Source organism: Mycobacterium zoologicum (assembly GCF_020181635.2).
GTDB classification, from domain to species: Bacteria; Actinomycetota; Actinomycetes; order Mycobacteriales; family Mycobacteriaceae; genus Mycobacterium; species Mycobacterium zoologicum.
In genome coordinates this window covers 179,535-195,665 of the sequence record NZ_JAYJJS010000004.1, presented here as the reverse complement: position 1 = coordinate 195,665, position 16,131 = coordinate 179,535, and the positions used below count along the sequence as shown (strand labels likewise).

General features: G+C 66.4%; 16 protein-coding genes and 1 pseudogene. 8 read left to right on the top strand and 9 right to left on the bottom strand.

Annotation, left to right across the window (positions count from 1 at the left end; all coding sequences use genetic code 11):
* Together K6T84_RS05150 and K6T84_RS05145 are read right to left on the bottom strand one after the other, a co-directional pair.
* Positions 1 to 999 (bottom strand): TIGR03617 family F420-dependent LLM class oxidoreductase, encoded by a 999-nt coding sequence (locus K6T84_RS05150; protein ID WP_225400410.1) that lies wholly within the window; start codon positions 997 to 999, stop codon positions 1 to 3.
* Between the two features lie 5 nt (positions 1,000 to 1,004).
* A complete protein-coding gene (locus K6T84_RS05145) occupies positions 1,005 to 1,988 on the bottom strand; it encodes an alpha/beta fold hydrolase (RefSeq protein WP_225400411.1) in 984 nt (327 codons plus the stop codon).
* Between the two features lie 104 nt (positions 1,989 to 2,092).
* Here K6T84_RS05145 and K6T84_RS05140 point away from each other — a divergent pair, with 104 nt between their 5' ends.
* The 4 genes from K6T84_RS05140 (at position 2,093) to K6T84_RS05125 (ending at position 4,627) form a co-directional block, all read left to right on the top strand.
* Entirely contained in the window at positions 2,093 to 3,076 is a 984-nt protein-coding gene (locus K6T84_RS05140; RefSeq protein WP_224861703.1) for an NADPH:quinone oxidoreductase family protein, read from the top strand.
* Between the two features lie 68 nt (positions 3,077 to 3,144).
* Entirely contained in the window at positions 3,145 to 3,366 is a 222-nt protein-coding gene (locus K6T84_RS05135; RefSeq protein WP_224861705.1) for a type II toxin-antitoxin system Phd/YefM family antitoxin, read from the top strand.
* A complete protein-coding gene (locus K6T84_RS05130) occupies positions 3,357 to 3,752 on the top strand; it encodes a type II toxin-antitoxin system VapC family toxin (RefSeq protein ID WP_224861707.1) in 396 nt (131 codons plus the stop codon). The genes K6T84_RS05135 and K6T84_RS05130 overlap by 10 nt, the downstream gene beginning before the upstream one ends.
* 53 nt (positions 3,753 to 3,805) lie before the next feature.
* Positions 3,806 to 4,627 (top strand): nuclear transport factor 2 family protein, encoded by an 822-nt coding sequence (locus tag K6T84_RS05125; protein WP_225396725.1) that lies wholly within the window; start codon positions 3,806 to 3,808, stop codon positions 4,625 to 4,627.
* Here K6T84_RS05125 and K6T84_RS05120 read toward each other — a convergent pair.
* The 3 genes from K6T84_RS05120 to K6T84_RS05110 are packed head-to-tail and all read right to left on the bottom strand — an operon-like array spanning position 4,624 to position 6,385.
* Entirely contained in the window at positions 4,624 to 5,379 is a 756-nt protein-coding gene (locus tag K6T84_RS05120) for a DUF1295 domain-containing protein (protein WP_225400412.1), read from the bottom strand. The genes K6T84_RS05125 and K6T84_RS05120 overlap by 4 nt on opposite strands.
* Before the next feature lie 23 nt (positions 5,380 to 5,402).
* Positions 5,403 to 5,936: an STM3941 family protein gene (locus K6T84_RS05115; RefSeq protein WP_225400413.1), complete on the bottom strand. Its 534-nt coding sequence runs from the start codon at positions 5,934 to 5,936 to the stop codon at positions 5,403 to 5,405.
* 56 nt (positions 5,937 to 5,992) lie between these two features.
* The gene (locus K6T84_RS05110) at positions 5,993 to 6,385 is read right to left on the bottom strand and encodes a MerR family transcriptional regulator (RefSeq protein ID WP_224861714.1); all 393 of its coding nucleotides are present in this window, start codon (positions 6,383 to 6,385) and stop codon (positions 5,993 to 5,995) included.
* Between the two features lie 79 nt (positions 6,386 to 6,464).
* On the opposite strand from K6T84_RS05110, the gene lipP1 reads away from it, so the two are divergent.
* From lipP1 to K6T84_RS05090, 4 genes are read left to right on the top strand one after another with little or no spacing between them, the layout of a single operon-like run.
* Entirely contained in the window at positions 6,465 to 7,400 is a 936-nt protein-coding gene (gene lipP1 / locus K6T84_RS05105; protein ID WP_224861716.1) for a LipP1 family hormone-sensitive lipase, read from the top strand.
* A gap of 37 nt (positions 7,401 to 7,437) precedes the next feature.
* Complete coding sequence (locus K6T84_RS05100; protein WP_225400414.1) at positions 7,438 to 8,832, top strand: TIGR00366 family protein; 1,395 nt, start codon at positions 7,438 to 7,440, stop codon at positions 8,830 to 8,832.
* Between the two features lie 52 nt (positions 8,833 to 8,884).
* On the top strand, positions 8,885 to 9,109 hold the full coding sequence (vapB, locus tag K6T84_RS05095; protein WP_224861720.1) for a type II toxin-antitoxin system VapB family antitoxin: 225 nt from the start codon (positions 8,885 to 8,887) through the stop codon (positions 9,107 to 9,109).
* Positions 9,106 to 9,519: a PIN domain-containing protein gene (locus tag K6T84_RS05090; RefSeq protein WP_225396727.1), complete on the top strand. Its 414-nt coding sequence runs from the start codon at positions 9,106 to 9,108 to the stop codon at positions 9,517 to 9,519. Before vapB ends, K6T84_RS05090 begins: the two co-directional genes overlap by 4 nt.
* Before the next feature lie 9 nt (positions 9,520 to 9,528).
* Here K6T84_RS05090 and K6T84_RS05085 read toward each other — a convergent pair whose 3' ends face one another.
* The 4 genes and pseudogenes from K6T84_RS05085 to K6T84_RS05070 all read right to left on the bottom strand — a co-directional run bounded on the left by K6T84_RS05085 (position 9,529) and on the right by K6T84_RS05070 (position 16,068).
* Positions 9,529 to 10,668 carry a Wadjet anti-phage system protein JetD domain-containing protein gene (locus K6T84_RS05085; RefSeq protein WP_224861724.1) on the bottom strand — a complete coding sequence of 380 codons (1,140 nt, stop codon included), beginning with the start codon at positions 10,666 to 10,668 and terminating at the stop codon, positions 9,529 to 9,531.
* A pseudogene (locus K6T84_RS05080) lies at positions 10,668 to 14,064 on the bottom strand (ATP-binding protein). The gene K6T84_RS05085 and the pseudogene K6T84_RS05080 overlap by 1 nt, the downstream one beginning before the upstream one ends.
* A complete protein-coding gene (locus K6T84_RS05075) occupies positions 14,057 to 14,635 on the bottom strand; it encodes a DUF4194 domain-containing protein (protein ID WP_225396729.1) in 579 nt (192 codons plus the stop codon). The pseudogene K6T84_RS05080 and the gene K6T84_RS05075 overlap by 8 nt, the downstream one beginning before the upstream one ends.
* The gene (locus K6T84_RS05070) at positions 14,632 to 16,068 is read right to left on the bottom strand and encodes a DUF3375 domain-containing protein (RefSeq protein ID WP_224861730.1); all 1,437 of its coding nucleotides are present in this window, start codon (positions 16,066 to 16,068) and stop codon (positions 14,632 to 14,634) included. Before K6T84_RS05070 ends, K6T84_RS05075 begins: the two co-directional genes overlap by 4 nt.
* Positions 16,069 to 16,131: the final 63 nt, after the last annotated feature.

Sequence of the window (16,131 nt, the reverse complement as noted above, 5' to 3'; positions counted from 1 at the left end):
CTAACCGAGGTTGGCGACGATCTCGCCGATCACGGCCGGGGCGACCGGCGCGGCCTGGTAGACGCAGACGGTGTCGGAGATGCCTTCGACCCGGTCACGGATGTGGGCGGCCACCTGCGCGGGGGTGCCGCACGCGGCGATGGTGTGCAGCACGTCGTCGTCGATCAGCTCGCCCATCTGCGCCCAACGGCCCTGCTTGGACAACGCGTTGAGCTCGGGCTGCAGGTCTTCCCAGCCGTGCGCGGCGAGCACCGGTGCGTAGGCGGGGGTGGAGGCGTAGAAGCCGAGCAGCTTTCGGGTGGCGGCTTCGGCGGCTCGCAGTTCGGCGTCGGTGGCCCCGGTGGCCACGATGATCTCCGGGATCACCGCAAAGTCGTGCGGCCTGCGGCCGGCCCGGGTCAGCCCGGCATTCACCGCTGACATCGTCGAGTCTCGCAGGAATCGCTTGCTGGAGAACGGCATCACCAACAGCCCGTCGGCGTGCGCGGCGGCGGCACGGGTCAGGCGCGGGCCCAGCGCGCCGACGTAGATCGGCGGGGCACCGTAGGGGTTCGGCCCAGGACTGAAGGTGGGGGTCATCAGGGTGTGCCGGTAGTAGTCGCCGCGAAAGTCCAAGCGGGCACCGGTGTTCCACGATTCGAAGATCGCCCGCAGCGCCGCGACCAGTTCGACCATGCGATCCACCGGGTGGTCGAAGGCTGCGCCGAATCGCTTCTCGATCTGGGCGCGAATCTGGGTGCCCAGCCCCAGCGCGAATCGCCCGCCGCTGAGCAACTGGTGGTCGTTGGCCTGGTGCGCCAGGTGAATCGGGTTGCGCGGGAACCCGATCGCGACGTTGGTCATAAGGTCCAGGCCACCCACACCGGCGGCCAGGGTCAGCGGCGCGAACACGTCATGCGGGCCTTCGAAGGTGAAGACGCCGCTGACGCCGGCATCGCGCAACTGGGTCGCCTGCTCGACGACACCGGTCAGTCCGCTCAGCGCGGTGAGAACCCTCAACGCCGCTACGAGCCGACTTCGCGCTCGTCGGCCAGGCCGTCGGCGAATCCGGTGGCCAGCTCAACGAGGCCGCGAAGTTCCTTATTGACCGCCCCCGGGTGCTCGAGGATCGAGCAGTGCCCCCCACTCATCTCAACGAACTTGGTGAGACTCGGTGCGGCCGAGGCGATTCGCCGCGATGCGGCGATCGGCAGCAGCCTGTCGCGGGTGCTGCCGATGACCAGGGTGGGCACCGTGAGTCCCGCCAGGCTGATGTGCGACGGTCCGAGCGCGTCGACCAGCACCCGCACCCAGTGACCGCGGCTGGCGGCCGGGGTCTTGGCGAACAGGTCGCAGATCAACGCCGACACTGTCGGGTCCGCCTCGCCACCGACGGCGAGCATGTGCACGAACTGCCGGACCGCGAGGTTGGCCGGCCCGACGATCGGGACGCTGCCGAAAGCGAGCAGCGCTCGGCGTGCCGCCTGAACCCGGGTCTGCTGCAACGGCGGCGGCACCGGGAAGAGCTTGACCAGCTCGAGCAGCTCGCCGGTGGTGGTGTTGATCAGCGCGACCGCGTCGGCGCGCTCGGAAACCCGGTGCCGGTAGCGGTCCGACCAGGCGCTGATGGCGATACCGCCCATCGAGTGTCCGGCGATGACGGCGCGCTCCCCCGGCGCCAACGTGGCTTCGAGCACCGAGTCGAGGTCCGATGCCAGGTGGGTCAGGCTGTAGCCACCGCTCTTGGGCACCCCACTGCCGCCATGGCCACGGTGGTCGTAGGCGATCACCCGGAAATCGGAGCTCAGATCGGCGATCTGATGCCCCCAGACCCGGATGGCGCAGGTGATGCCGTGTGCCAGAACAATCGGATACCCGTCGGAGGGCCCGAAGACCTGGGTATGCAGTTTGGTTCCGTCGGCGGCGCGAACCGCAATGGTGCGACCGGGCGGCAACGCCGCCGAGGTCTTCTCATCACGGACCCGCCGACGGGATTTCGGAGAACTCATTGCCACCTCATCAGAGCTGCGGCCACACTGCCGCCTCGTGAGTCTACGCCCGGTGGTCTAGGTTTTTCGGTAGCCACTGCTGTCCGGCCGACGAAGGGACCCCGATGCGCGCGGTACAGATTTCCCAGCTCGATGGACCGTCGGCCGCCCGGGTGGTCGATCTCGATGAACCCGCCGACAACGGGGCCAGTGACGTCGTGGTCGTAGAAGTCCACGCCGCAGGGGTGGCGTTCCCCGACGTGCTGCAGTCCCGCGGGCTGTACCAGCACAAGCCCCCACTGCCCTTCGTTCCCGGCGGGGAGGCAGCCGGAGTGGTCCGCAGCGCTCCGCCGGGCGCCCATGTCCAAGCCGGTGACCGGGTGGCGGCGCTGACCATGCTCAACGGAGCGATGGCGCAGGTGATCGCGCTGCCCGCCGAGCAGGTGTTCAAGCTGCCCGACACGGTGTCGTTCGAAGCCGGAGCGGGTCTGCTGTTCAACGACCTCACGGTGTTGTTCGCGCTGACCACGCGCGCCGGGCTGACCGAGGGCCAGACGCTGCTGGTACACGGCGCCGCCGGGGGGATCGGCACGTCGACATTGCGACTGGCCGGGCCGCTCGGCGCGTCGCGGGTGATCGCAGTGGTGTCCACCGCGGCCAAGGCCGAGACCGCCCTGGCCGCCGGCGCCACCGACACGGTGCTGGCCGACGGGTTCCGCGAGGCGGTGTCCGGGCTGACCGGTGGGCGGGGCGTGGATCTGGTGCTCGACCCGGTCGGCGGCGACCGGTTCACCGACTCGCTGCGTTCGCTGGCCCCGGGCGGGAAACTGCTGGTGGTGGGCTTCACCGGCGGCGAGATCCCGACGGTCAAGGTGAACCGGCTGCTGCTCAACAACATCGACGTCGTCGGCGTCGGCTGGGGCGCCTGGGTGATGTCTCATCCGGGCGAGCTGCAGCGGCAGTGGTCGACGCTGGAGACGTTGTTGGCATCGGGGAAGGTGCCCGCTCCCCAGCCGGACGTATTCGGCCTGGAGCAGGCCGCAGATGCCTTGGCGGCGTTGGAGAACCGCACGGCGGCCGGCAAGGTCGTGCTGCGGATGCGCGACTGACCCCCATCCCGCACACGAGTTGACCAACAATATTGACCAACCTTGGTCAACCACCTAGCATCGGTGTCATGAAGCAGGTCAAGGTCCAGTATGCGAAGACACACCTGTCCGCGATGATCGCCGCCGTCGAGGGCGGCGAAGAATTCGTCATCGCCCGCGGCGACCACCCGGCCGCCCGACTGATCCCGCTCGCCAGCCCAGGCGACCGCGAACTCGGCTTCGTCGCTTATGTGGTTCCCGAGGCGTTCTTCGACCCACTGCCCGAAGAAGAACTCACCGCATGGCAGTGACGTACCTGCTGGACACCCATGCTGTGCTGTGGGCGCTCACGGCCCCGGCCCGCCTGGGACGCGAGGCTCGCGAAGTCCTCACCGACCGATCCGTCCCCATCGTTGTGTCGACGGTGTCAGCCTGGGAACTGTCCACCAAGCAGCGGCTGGGCAAGCTTCCTCAAGCAGACGCAATCCTTGGCGCCTATTCCAGGCATCTTGACCGCTTAGGCGCCACCAGATTGCCGATCACCGAGGAGCACGCACTCCTGGCCGGACGACTCGACTGGGACCATCGGGACCCGTTCGATCGCATGCTCGCGGCCCAGGCAATCATCGGATCCATGACCCTGATCACCGGTGATGCCGCATTCGCCGGCCTTGCCGGCGTTCCGGTGTTGTGGTGAGATCACGGGCCCGCCGGACCAGTACCTAGATCTTCGAAACGAGAGGAACCGCGATGCCGGACAGTAGTTTTCCGCATAGCTCCAGTGCGTTGCTCGACGCCGTCGAACAGTCGCCGAAGGCAGTTGCAGTACACGATAAATCGGCCTGGGTCGGGCTCTTCGCCGCCGACGGGCAGGTGAACGACCCCGTCGGGTCGACTCCCCATGTCGGCCCGGAAGCCATCGGGCGTTTCTTCGACACCTTCATCGCACCGAACACCATCGAGTTCGACGTCGCCAACGATGTGGTCGCGGGGATGTCGGTGTTTCGAGACCTCACGGTGCGTACCACGATGTCCACGGGTGTGACCATGCACATCCCGATGCACCTGCGCTATGACCTTGTCTCCGAAGGGCCGGACAACGCGCCGAAGATCCAGCGGCTGTTCGCTCATTGGGAACTGCAGAAGATGATCGGGCAGCTGCTGACCTCAGGTGGTCGTGGACTGTTGGCGTCGGTCATCCTGGGCCCGCAACTGCTTCGTCATCAGGGGCTCTCCGGCTGCGCCGGCTTCCTCCGCGGCCTGTCCGGGGTTCGCAAGCGTGGCAAGCGCCGGGTCGAGGATCTGGTCGCGGCACTGGGCCGCACCGATGTGCCAACGGTTTCCGCCCTGCTGGCACCGAACGCCACGCTGAGCACCGACGGCGTCACCAAGGCCACGGTTGCCGAGTTCGTCTCAACTGCACAGCATCTCGCGGTCGACAAGCTGCTTGCCGCCGGACACACCGTGACTGCCACGGTGCGGCTGAACGGCAGGCGCGGGGTGGGGTTGTTCGAGTTCGCTCGCGACTCCGCTGACCGGGGCGCGATTTCGGCTGTGCGCCTTTATATCTAGAGCAGGCCCGGGATGAGTGCCTTGCGGTTGGGCGGGTAGTCGGGGAACTGCTGCCGGTACCACTTGTGGGTCGCCATCGCCCGTGGGCCCAGGTTGGCGATGGAGAAGAGCAGGAAGATCAGGCCGGGAACGGTCCAGGCCATGATCGCCCAGCCCGCCCACAAGATGAGCTCACCGAAATAGTTGCCCGAGGACACCCAGCGATACACCCCGCCGTACGGGATGCTGTACCCGCTGCTGCCGTCGGCGCGCAGCCCGATCAGGATGCGGTCGGCCTGGAAATTGATCGCCCAGCCGATCACCGCGATCACCAGCCCCAGGATGAATCGGGGGTCGACGAACCAGCGCTCCTGCTGCAGGTGCGGGGCCAGCGCCACCGCGTAGCCGTTGGCGAAACCGTTGACGGCGTTGAAGATGAAGCCGAAGGCGATACCCGAGATGGGGAACCGCTTGCCATCGCCCTTGCGGCTGAGCGGATAGAGCAGTCCGCGGTAGAGGTAGTGGCACTGCCACAGCGCGTACAACACGACCGCCGGCGGTCCATGCCGGTGCGCCACGAGCCAGAACGTCACGGTGAACGCCCACCACTGCGGGCATTCGAACATCAGCCAGCTGATCTTGCCGGGCAGCGTGAAGCGCTGATCCGGGCCGGCGAACCGGCCGTAGGGATTGGTGAACCAGAAGCTGCCGGCGAAGGTGACGATCGTCAGGACGATCAGGAAGATGAGCGCGGCGTGGTAGAGACCGGCCATGGTGGAACCTTTCGTCCGGGGCGCTAGGCAGCGGGGTCTTGGCGCCTGCCCGGCGCGAAATGGTCGAAGGCGGCGCGCATGTCGGCGATGTTCCCATCGGTGTTCTGCAGCGTGACCGAAACGTCACCAAAGGTTTTCGTCCCCAGTCCCCGGGTTGCCCGTCGGATCCAGCCCGCGACGCCGTCGGGCGGGTGGTTTTCCGGGTCGTTGAGGTACAGGTAGGCGATCTGGATCCGGCCCATGTCGACGGTGGCTATGCGTTCGATCGCGCTCCACGGAATCACCCGTTTGCAGTAGCGCCGCCCGTAGACACCTTCGGCGTCGATGCGAACCTCGACGCCGGACTGGAAGAGCTGCGGAACCATCATCACCAGGCCGAGACCGAAGAACACGATCCCGATCCAGCCGATCACGTGCAGGGTTTCGGGTGGAACCCCACGCACCGCGTCGATCGGCCCGAAGCCTCCCGCGAGCCGCACCCCGCCCAGCAGCAACGCCACCGCGAGGGCGACTAGGCGCGCGACCCGCCAACGATTCAGATGTGCCTCGAACGGCATGCGCCCTCCCGGTATGTCGATGGGACGACCCTAGTGGACGTGCAACTGTGAGGTGACTATGAGTCACCGTCGGTATCGGCGATGCGCGCCTTGAACTCTGGGCACTCCACCAGCGGCGTGTGGGTACAGGTGACGGCATGGGTGAGGCTGTCGCGCATCCGGGTGAGACGCGCGATCTCCTCGTCGAGCTGACTGGCTTTCTCGGCCATTCGGACCCGCAGTTCGGTGTCGCTGGGTGTGGCCGACAGGAATCGCTCGATCTGGGCCAGGGTGAACCCGGCCGACTTGGCGCAGCCGATCAGCGCGAGCCGGTCGAGCACCGCCGGCTCGTAGGTGCGGCGCAGACCGTTGCGCTCCCCCGAGGTGATCAATCCACGCCGCTCGTAGAACCTCAGGGCCGATGACGCCAGGCCCGATCGCTTGGTCACCTCGGCGATGTCCAGCAGCATTGTCCGTTCCTTGACTTGAAGTGTGGTTCAAGTCAGATACTAGCGACACCCCCGCCCCCAGCGAAAGGAAACCTCCATCATGACGCTACATCCGCAGGTCAAAGCACATCTCGATCGACTGGCCGGCAGCAACTTCGCCGACCTGCACGACTTCACCCCGGAGCAGGTTCGCCAGGGTATGCGACTCATGACCCAAGCCCTGGGCCCCGGCGAAGCCGTTGCCGCCGTGCAGGATCACGTCATTGCCACCCCATCCGGTGAGTTGGCGATCCGGATCTATCACCCGCAGCCGGACCGGGCGCTGCCTGTCCTCGTCTTCTTCCACGGCGGTGGCTACGTACTCGGCGACCTGAACACCCACGACAGCCTGGCCCGAGCACTGGCCAACCGCACCAGTCGCGTCGTCGTCTCCGTGGACTATCCGCTGTCCCCGGAGCAAAAATATCCGGCCGCGATCAATGCCGGTTTCGCCGCCACGCGCTGGGTGGCCGCGCACGCGGCGGACTTCGGCGGCGACGGTACGAACCTCGCGGTCGCCGGCGACAGTGCCGGAGGCAATCTCGCGGCGGTGGTCGCACTGCTCGCCCGCGACGCCGGTGGCCCCGAGATCGCAGCCCAAGTGCTGATCTATCCCGACGTGGATTTCCGGCGCAGCAACGTCTCCATCCGGGAGTTCGCCGGCAAATACGGCAACATCAGCCGACCGACGCAGCAGTGGTTCATGAACCACTACCTCAACGCCGAGCATGAAAAGCTGGACGGACACGTCTCGCCGCTGCTGGCCACGGCACTCGACGGACTGCCACCGGCGCTGATCATCACCGCCGAATACGACGCATTGCGCGACGAAGGCGAGGAATACGGCACCCGGCTTCGGGCTGCTGGAGTTCTCACCACCGTCATCCGCTACCCGGGCATGATCCACGAGTTCATCCGCTGGCCCTTCGACGACGCCGCCCGCGCACTCGACGACATCGCTGCCGCGCTGCGGACGGCTGCAGTGTCTCCGCGTTGACCCGCCCCGGGCAGCCGCGGCATCTATCGTTGGCGCGATGACCGAGCTGCGAACCCGACGTCGGGGCGTCATGCAATCGCTCACCGGGCTCAGCGTCCGCTACGTCGAGCGCCTGATGCCCGACCCGTATCTGTTCGCGGTGATCCTGACGCTCATCGTCGCCGGGCTGGTCGCCGCGCTGGTGCCCGGAGCATCCGCCCACGGCATGCTGACGGCGTGGTACTCCGGCGTCTGGGGGCAGGCGAATATCTTCACCTTCGCCTTCCAGATGGCGCTGATCCTGGTGACGGGATACACGCTGGCCGAGGCACCGGTTCTCAAGCGAGCCATCGTTCGCGCCGCCGCGCTGCCGCGCACTCAGGCGCAGGGCGCGCTGCTGTGCTTCACCGTGAGTGCCGTTGCCTCCCTGCTGAACTGGGGCCTCGGACTGGTTGCCGGAGCGCTGGTGGCCCGGCAGCTGGCGCGGCGTTTCCCCGACTCGCATTTCGGCTACCTGATCGCCGCGGCGTTCATGGGTTTCATCGTCTGGACGCAGGGGCTCTCGTCGTCGATCGCGCTGGCGAACACCGATTCGGGCAGCCCCATCAACGTGATCCACAAGATCGCCGGCTTCACCGTGCCGTTGAGCCAGACCATCTTCCAGCCGTACAGCTGGTTGTCGGTGATCCTCGTGCTGGCGATACTCGGGCTCGCGGTGTGGCGAATGGAACCCTCCGAGAGCCTGGCCCCCGATCCCGCGGTGTTCGAAGACGAAGCAGCCGTTGATGTATCGGCCGGCACGACGTTCGCCGAATGGCTGGAGAACCAGTGGATCCTCAACGTGCTGCTGTTCGCCGCGGGCATCAGCTACTTCGTGGCCAGTGGTTTCGCGCTGAACATCTCGTCGATGATCATGCTGTTCACCATCACCAGCGCCCTGCTGCACCACACCCCGATCCGGTTCATCCGGGCGTTCACCGGCGCCGCGAAGGTATCGGGCCCGCTGCTGCTGCAGTATCCGCTGTACGGCGGCCTGGTCGGCCTGCTCGCCTATCAGGGCTCCGAGGGCTCAAAGCCGTTGCAAACACTGCTGGCCCAGATGCTCGTGACCGGCGCGACGCAGTACACGCTGCCGTTCTTGACGTTCCTGGGCTCGGTGATCATCAGCCTGTTCGTGCCGTCCGGCGGAGGGCACTGGGCGGTGCAGGGCCCGATCGCGGTCGACTCCGCGCTGGCGATCGGGCAGCAGTCGCCGGCCTATCTGGGATTGATCTCCATGGCTGTGGCCGTCGGCGAGGGCGTGGCGAACATGATCCAGCCGTTCTGGCTGCTCCCGCTACTGGCGATCGCGAAGCTCAATGTCCGCCAGGTGATGGGGTTTACGGTGGTGGCTTTCGTCATCGGGCTGGCGGTGTTGGGGGCGATGACATTGATTGCGCCGTGGGTGATTTGAGTGAGGTGGTTTCCACACCCCGCGCAACGATATCGACTGCTATCATCGTGAGATGAGCGATCTCCTGATCCGTGACGTTCCCGACGACGTGATCGCCCGCCTCGATGCACAGGCCGAGCGACTGGGCCTCTCCCGCGTCGAGTACGTGCGCCGCCAATTGGCGGCCACACCGGCCGCCCCGCGGCGGTCGATCACATCCGAGGACATGGAGCGATTCGCGCAGAACTGCGCCGCCCTCGCTGACGAGGAGCTGATGCGTAAAGCGTGGGGCTGGTGACCGAGCAGCAGTGGCTGATCGACAAGTCGGCCCTGGTCCGACTGTCGGCCTGCGCCGACCCCCGACTCTGGCACAACCGCATCGGACGAGGCCTCGTCCGAATCAGCACCGTCACCAGACTGGAAGTGGGCTTCTCCTGCCAGACCGGCGACATCGCCCGCCGCGAACTGCGTGAGCCACCGGTGTCTTTGATTCCGGTGGAGTATCTGCAGCCGCGAATCGAGGACCGCGCCCTCGAAGTACAGACCTTGCTGGCTGACCGCGGTCAGCACCGTGCTCCGTCGATCCCCGACCTTCTCCTCGCCGCGACTGCCGAACTCGCCGGGCTGACTATCCTGCACGTCGACAAAGACTTCGATCTGATCACCGCGATTACCGGGCAACCCACGGAGCGATTGCAGCTGGCCTGAGCTCGCCGCTCAACATCGAAGCCGCTGCTGCACCCACCCCCAGTCGATGCGCTCCTGCTCCAGCCTCACACGCTCCCCCAGCACGTCGGAGACCAGGTCGGCATACAGCTCTTGCTCGTCCGTCGCCAGCCGGGTGAGAGCCGAGTGGGCCGGCCGGTCCTCGGTCACCCACCGATCACAGTGCGCCAGCAGTGTCTCCCGGTCCATTAGCACCGAACGCGCCAAAGGCAACCAAGCCCGTAGCCGGTCGAGGATGGCGAACCCGTGCGTGTCGATATCGCCCCAGTACACGACGTCGGCTTCGGCCAGCCACGGCAATCGGCCCACGGCGTCTACCTCGAAACCCTTGCCCCAGATCACCACCCCGTCGTCGGGAACCTCAAGGCTCAGGTAGCTGATCTCGTTCTCCACGATGATCACGATCCCCGGTTGCACGTCCAGCCGCGCCAGCTCCTCGGAACGCAGCGCCAGCTCAGTCAACGATGTCGGGAACCCCAGTGACGGTGCGGGCCGCAGCCGCACCAACCCGGGTTTAGCCCGAAGTCCAAGCCCGGAAAGGAATCCCGACGCCGACGAAGGGACGCCCAGCATCGCCGCCAGAGCCGAGCGGTGCCGCTCGGCGAACTTGGTGTCCACACCGGGTGCGCTGATCTCTCGCAGATAGCGCTGCGAGCCCCGGTTCGTGTCCAGCCACTCGTAGGCGGCGATCAGCTGCGGCAGCTGCGACCCCAGGTCGAGGGCACGATGCGGATTGTCGACGATCCAGTGCCGCACCAGCGGATACCCTTGCGCGAGAGCCAAAAGCCCGTCGAACCGGCGCACCGATGCCGCCACCCCCAGCAGCACCCAGGCCTGCTCAATACCTGACACCACCGCACGAAGCGGCAGACGGTTGCGACCGACCGCCCTGCCGCCGATCGACTGCCAGACCAGCGTGTACCTTGTGTCGTCGCGCCGACCGGCATCCAGGGCCGCCACCCAGGCGCGGGCGGCGGAGATGTCGTCGCCGATCTGCGAGGGTTTCGGGCCGCGCAGCGGCACCTCGATCGGCGCGAAGGGCTCGCCGTCGGCGTAGCCGCGCAGTAGCGATCCGTCTGCCCAGCGGCGTCGGACCTTAGCGGCGATGTCCTCTGGCGTGGTCCACCCCATTAATGCCGTCCGTCGCGGCGGGTCCGGTACTCCTCGATCGTCATCGTTTGCAGCCGCGAGAACGTACCGCTCGGGTTGTCGACGAAACCGATAGCCTTCACGTACGGCTCGATGACGTGCACCTTCTGCAACGGGGTGACGATCAACAGCTGCAAGCCCAGCGTCGCGAAGAGATCAAGCGCGTAGCGGGTCGAGACGTCCGAGCCGCGCCCGAACGCCTCGTCGATGACCGCGAACCGGAAGTCGCGTGATCGTTCGACACCCCATTCCAGACCGAACTGGTACGCCAGCGATGCCGCGAGGATGGTGTAGGCGAGCTTCTCCTTCTGGCCGCCGGACTTGCCGTCGGAGTCGCTGTAGTGCTCCCACTCGATATCGGTGTCGGCGTCGCGTTCGGAGGCGGAGAATGCGAACCAATTTGCGTACATCGGTGACGCGCCGAGTCCAGTTCTTGTCGGATTCGGCGTAGCCGTCTCGGCCGCGGAATCGCTCGATGATCCGTTTGACATCGAGGAAGCGCTGCTCGGAGTACTGGTCCCCGTCGACGGCGAGGCTGTCGTTGGTCAGGTTGCGCAGCTCCGAACGGAACTGCGCAACATCGCTGTTGGTGGTGGGCTCTTTCTCCAGCTTGATGTAGCGGCCCGGGTTGTAGGGCACCGCACCGAGCGCTTCGTTGATGCGGTTGACCCGCTCGTCGATGGCCGCGGCCTGCCGACCCAGCCAGTTGTTGAACCCGGCCAGCTCCTGGATGGCGTTCTTATTGAGCTGCTCTTTGAACTCGGCTTCGAATCGCGGCAGATCGTCGTTGGCGACGCGGTCACGCAGCGCCAGGAAATCGGCGCGGGCCTCGACGGTGGCGTCCATGTCCGCACGGAACTCGGGCCAGCGGCGCAGGACGTCGCTCATGTACTGCCCCAGGTTCAGGGCGTGACCGTTGAGTTGGCCGGTGCGACGCTCGATCCGGCGGTGCAGATCCGCTGAGAGCGCGACCTCGGTGTCCGCGCAGTCGACCGCACGCACCGGACGGTTTTTCCCGAGCCGCTCACCAAGGGCCGGATACGACGCCTGGGCGGCGATCAGTTCCTCTTCGGGCCGGCCGGCCACGAAGTCGTCGTCACGCTTTTTGCCTTGCTCGGCTTGGATTTTCGTAGCCTGCGCGGTGGCCAGTTGTCCGGTGATCTTGTCGATCAACTCCCCCACCACGCGGGCCTGCTCGGCGTTATCGACGAGGGCTCGAGTGATTTCCGCCAGTCGTGATGACCCCTGCTGTAGTCGGACCCGTTCGGCGTCATGGTCTTTCGCACGCAACTCGGCTTCGTCGGCATCCAGGTCGGTCCAGGAGCCGAAGGTCTCCAGCCGGGCCAGCGCTTCCAAACCCGCTTGCAGCCCGTCACGCCGCGACATGAGCTGCGCGAGTCCGGCGGCCACACCGGCAAGCTCATCTTCGGCCTCGGTGCGTTCGGCGTACAGCGCGGCGATCTTTCGTTCGTTGGCCCAGCCCAGCACCCACCGGCGCGGGTCGTCGTGGCGGTGCCGGTCGTCCTTTTCGTGGCGCTCACCGGAGCGCACCTGGCCCTCGCGGGTAACGGCACGCTTGCAACTGCGGAACTCCGCCAGGTCAGCCGCGCAGCGGTGGTCGGCGCGCTTGGTCAGTTCATCGACCAGGTAATCCCGGAACGGTCCGTCCTTGACGTCGAGGCAGTCGGCGAGTATCAGCCTGTCGCTGACCGGTCGTTGCAGCCGAACTCGTTGCCGGGGAACCCGTTCGTAGACCAGCTTGGCGCCGGTCACCTGTCCGCCGCGGCCTCGGAAGGTGAGCCGTCGGCCGTTCACCCAGCCGGTGACGGCGTCGTAGTGTTGTTGCGGCACCAGCAGCGACAGCGCGAACCCGCGCAGCACCCGTTCGGCGGCGCCCCGCCATGGCGCGTGTTCATCGGCGACGTCGATGAGCTCACCGGCGTAGGGCAGATCTTCCGGTGTCAGTCCGAGGTCGGCGCAGAGTTCCGCGCGCACGTCGACCTGTTCGACAGGCAGGTTGCTGGTGCGGTTCTCCAAGCTGGTCAGTTCGGCGGCGAGCAGGTCACATCTCCGCTGCAGGTCCTGCTCGCGGCCGATCTGCTCGGAGGTGGCGGTGTCGAGGGCACGCTTGTCGTCGAGTCGATGCGTGCGTTCGGTGGGCAGCGCAGCGGTCAGCGCCGCGAATTCCGCACTGCCGGTGACGGGTTTCAGCCCCGCGGCGTCGACGGCCGCGTCGAACAGGGTGCGGGCACCGCGACGTTTGTCGGCTTGGGTTTGCGCCTCGCGGGCCAGCCGCTCCAACTCGCCGATACGGTCCCCGCCAGCCTTGGCACGTTCTTCGATGAGCGATTCGCGTTCGTCGGTCATCACCTGTTGCCGGGCTTTGGCGGTGTCCTGCTCGGCCAACAGCGCCGCGCCTTTGACCTCTAGATCCGCAATCTCGTCGGCGAACAGACCGGCGCGAAGTTCGGCGATGAACAGTGCGACCGCGGATCGTTCGCGATCGAGTGCGTCGCGTTCAGCAAGCGCGGCATCGTATTTCGCGGCGGTCGCCGCGATGGGCTCCAGAGCTTCCAACTGCTCGCGGGCGCGCTTCACGGCGTCGTGGGCCTTGGTCAGGTCGTCGAAGTGGGCGATGATGTCCGCGACACGCGCACTGGCGTCGCTGGGTTCGAGCATGTGGTCACGCACGAAGTCGTTGAGGTTGCCGACCGATTTCATCGAGACCGTCTGGTGGAACAGCTCCAGCGCCTGCTCCGAGCGCACTCCCAGTAGGCGACGCAACGACGTTGCGTATTTGGGGAATTCGTCGAAGATCTCGGTCCCCGACGCTCGCAACCTTTTGCGAAGATCCCGCAAGTCGGTGCCGAAGTCGGCGAAGTCCGTGGCGACCGAGAGTTCCTTGGTCGCAGTGACGTAGAAACGGTAGGGCTGGCCGGTGGGCTCCCGCTGTTGAAAGACCTGCGCCAAGGTCACTGTCTCGTTGTGTCCGTGGTTGATGAATACGCCGAGAATCACCGAGTAAGTGCGGCGGTTCTCCCGCAGTCCCTTGGGACGCGACTTGCTGGTGGCCTCGACCCGTTCCGACTTGTAGTGGCCTTCGACGTAGGAGCGCAGGGTGCGTTCCTTGGCGTCAGCGCCGGCGGCCTTGTTGTAGGCGGCCTTGTGGGCCGGCACCAGCAGTGTGGTGAGCGCGTCGACGACCGTCGACTTGCCTGAGCCGATATCGCCGGTGAGCAGGGAGGTTTCGGTGCCGGGGGTGAACCGCCAGATCTGATTGTCGAAGGTGCCCCAGTTGTAAACCTCCGCGTAGGCCAGGCGGTAGCCGGCCCGCGGGGCGGGGCCGAGCTCGACCGCGGAGAACAGTCCATCACTCATCGTCTACTCCCGCCCCGGCGTATTCCTCCAGTTTCGCCGCGAAGTTCGACAGCGTCGCAGCGTCGACATACGCCTTAAGGATTCGCCGTACCTCCCAGTGGTCACGCTGCCCGCGCATTTGCCGCAGAAAGCCCAACTCGGCCGTCTTCTTGATGGTGGTCTCCGCCTGGTCGACGACGCGGGCGTCGTTGGTGGACTCGGCCTGGAACAGCCGCAGCATCTCCACGATCTGCTCGGTGGTCAGCACCAGCCTGCCTTCGGCGCCGATGGTCTCGAATTCGACGAGCCGCTTGCGCAGCAACACCAGCAGCAGGCTGACGTTGTAGGTCAGTGCGCGCCGCCGGACCAGCCGAGGCAGCACGTCGTCGCCGTCATCCTGCGATCGGGACCGCAAATAGGCATAGCCTTCGGCGTCGTCAATGACCACGTCGACGCCGATGGTGGCGAAATGATCGCGGACACCGGCGCCGAGCCGTTCCAGCGTCACCCAGGTGTCCTCGTCGGACTCGCGGTAGACGACACCTTGCATCAGCCGGATGATCGCGCTGGCAACCGCGTGTTCATTGCTCATCGGCGTCGCACCGTCACTTTCGGCAGCCGCGCCCGCTTGATTACTTCTGGATCGGCGGGGTCGACGTAGTCCAGCAGCGTCTCGTCGTCCGCATCCATCTCGACCGCCACGTCGTCGTCGGCCAGCGCAAGGTAGCCGACGATCTCGGCCGCACCCTTCTCGATCGGATGGATCGCAACCACATCCGACAGTAGCGCCGAGGAACCCTCAGGCAGGACGTCGCGGATGATCTCGGTCAGGCGGGCCTGGTCGATGAAGGTCTGAGAGAACAGCAGATCGGCGTCCACTTCCTCGGTCCCCTGCTGGATCTTGCTCTCGACCGCTACGGCGACGGGGGGCTGATACAGCGGGCGCTCGAAAGGCAGTGCGATCTCGATGCCCGGCTGGTCGACTTCGAGGCCGAAGGGCGGAGGGTTGCCGCGAAGGTCAAGGGCGACAACCTCGACAGCCCGGACCAATTCCAGGACGCGCCGGTTCTCCAGCCAGACCTGGTCATCGAGGAAGCGGCGCAACTGTTCGGAGATCTGCCGGACGGTGCGCTGCGCGCGATCGGCGGCTTCCGACCAGTCGTGGTGAATGCCGCGGATCCGGTCATCGGCAGCGATCGCGTCCAGGGCTGACACCTTGGCGAGCAGCTCGGTGAGCTCGATCTGACGCGACTCCGACAGCAGGAATTCATAGAACGATCCGAAGCTGCGGCCCTGATCGGAGCCAGCGATCTGGGAGCGGCTGCCGACCAGCTCGGCCAACAATTCGCCCTTGGAGCCGTCCCAGGCGGCAATCTTCTCCCGTGCCGCGCGGTCGAGCAGCCGGAAGTTCTCCTCCACCTCACGGAAATCGGACAGCAGCTCGCGCGCGGTGGCCGACAGTTGCTGGTAGCGGTCGCGCACCGCCGTCGCATCCAGCAAGGTCAGCACGCCGGATTCCACCGCCGCGATCTGCGCATCGATCTCCTCGCGGCGACGGCGCAGCTCGGCTAGGCGCACATCGGCCTGCTCCTCGGTGCCGTGCACGATCTGCCGCAACAGTTCGACCACGGTGTGCAGCCGCGATTCGGTGCCCACGAAGGACCGTCCCTGTAGTGAGGTAACCCATGCGTAAGCCTTCTCGAACGCGGGCGTGACCTCGTAATGCACGTCGTCATCGCCGGGCGGGTAGTAGCGCCTCAGATAGCCGGCGTCGGTGGCCGCCCAATCCTCCAGGTAGGACCGCGGCTCTTTCGGAAAGCGCTGCTCGACATCATCACTCGCGGTGTTCAAGGCGTATAGGTGATCCCCCAGCGCCGCCGCGACCTCACCAGCCGGGCAGCCGCCCCGGTTGCTCTCGACGAAGAACGCGCCGAGGAAAGACAAGATCAGCGTGGCGTTGCCGGCGCGCAGCAGCCGCCACGCGGGGTGCCGCTCTCGCAGCGCGTCGATCGCCGGGTAGTCCACGTCCCCAGCGTAGGGAATGGCACCGACATTTAGCGTGTGAGTGGGTCCGTGGGCGGAAACGTT

Bases quoted from the DNA above. Each gene is read 5' to 3' on its own strand.
- K6T84_RS05145 (WP_225400411.1), bottom strand. From the start codon at position 1,988: ATGAGTTCTCCGAAATCCCGTCGGCGGGTCCGTGATGAGAAGACCTCG.
- K6T84_RS05140 (WP_224861703.1), top strand. From the start codon at position 2,093: ATGCGCGCGGTACAGATTTCCCAGCTCGATGGACCGTCGGCCGCCCGG.
- K6T84_RS05135 (WP_224861705.1), top strand. From the start codon at position 3,145: ATGAAGCAGGTCAAGGTCCAGTATGCGAAGACACACCTGTCCGCGATG.
- K6T84_RS05130 (WP_224861707.1), top strand. From the start codon at position 3,357: ATGGCAGTGACGTACCTGCTGGACACCCATGCTGTGCTGTGGGCGCTC.
- K6T84_RS05125 (WP_225396725.1), top strand. From the start codon at position 3,806: ATGCCGGACAGTAGTTTTCCGCATAGCTCCAGTGCGTTGCTCGACGCC.
- K6T84_RS05120 (WP_225400412.1), bottom strand. From the start codon at position 5,379: ATGGCCGGTCTCTACCACGCCGCGCTCATCTTCCTGATCGTCCTGACG.
- K6T84_RS05115 (WP_225400413.1), bottom strand. From the start codon at position 5,936: ATGCCGTTCGAGGCACATCTGAATCGTTGGCGGGTCGCGCGCCTAGTC.
- K6T84_RS05110 (WP_224861714.1), bottom strand. From the start codon at position 6,385: ATGCTGCTGGACATCGCCGAGGTGACCAAGCGATCGGGCCTGGCGTCA.
- lipP1 (WP_224861716.1), top strand. From the start codon at position 6,465: ATGACGCTACATCCGCAGGTCAAAGCACATCTCGATCGACTGGCCGGC.
- K6T84_RS05100 (WP_225400414.1), top strand. From the start codon at position 7,438: ATGACCGAGCTGCGAACCCGACGTCGGGGCGTCATGCAATCGCTCACC.
- vapB (WP_224861720.1), top strand. From the start codon at position 8,885: ATGAGCGATCTCCTGATCCGTGACGTTCCCGACGACGTGATCGCCCGC.
- K6T84_RS05085 (WP_224861724.1), bottom strand. From the start codon at position 10,668: ATGGGGTGGACCACGCCAGAGGACATCGCCGCTAAGGTCCGACGCCGC.
- K6T84_RS05075 (WP_225396729.1), bottom strand. From the start codon at position 14,635: ATGAGCAATGAACACGCGGTTGCCAGCGCGATCATCCGGCTGATGCAA.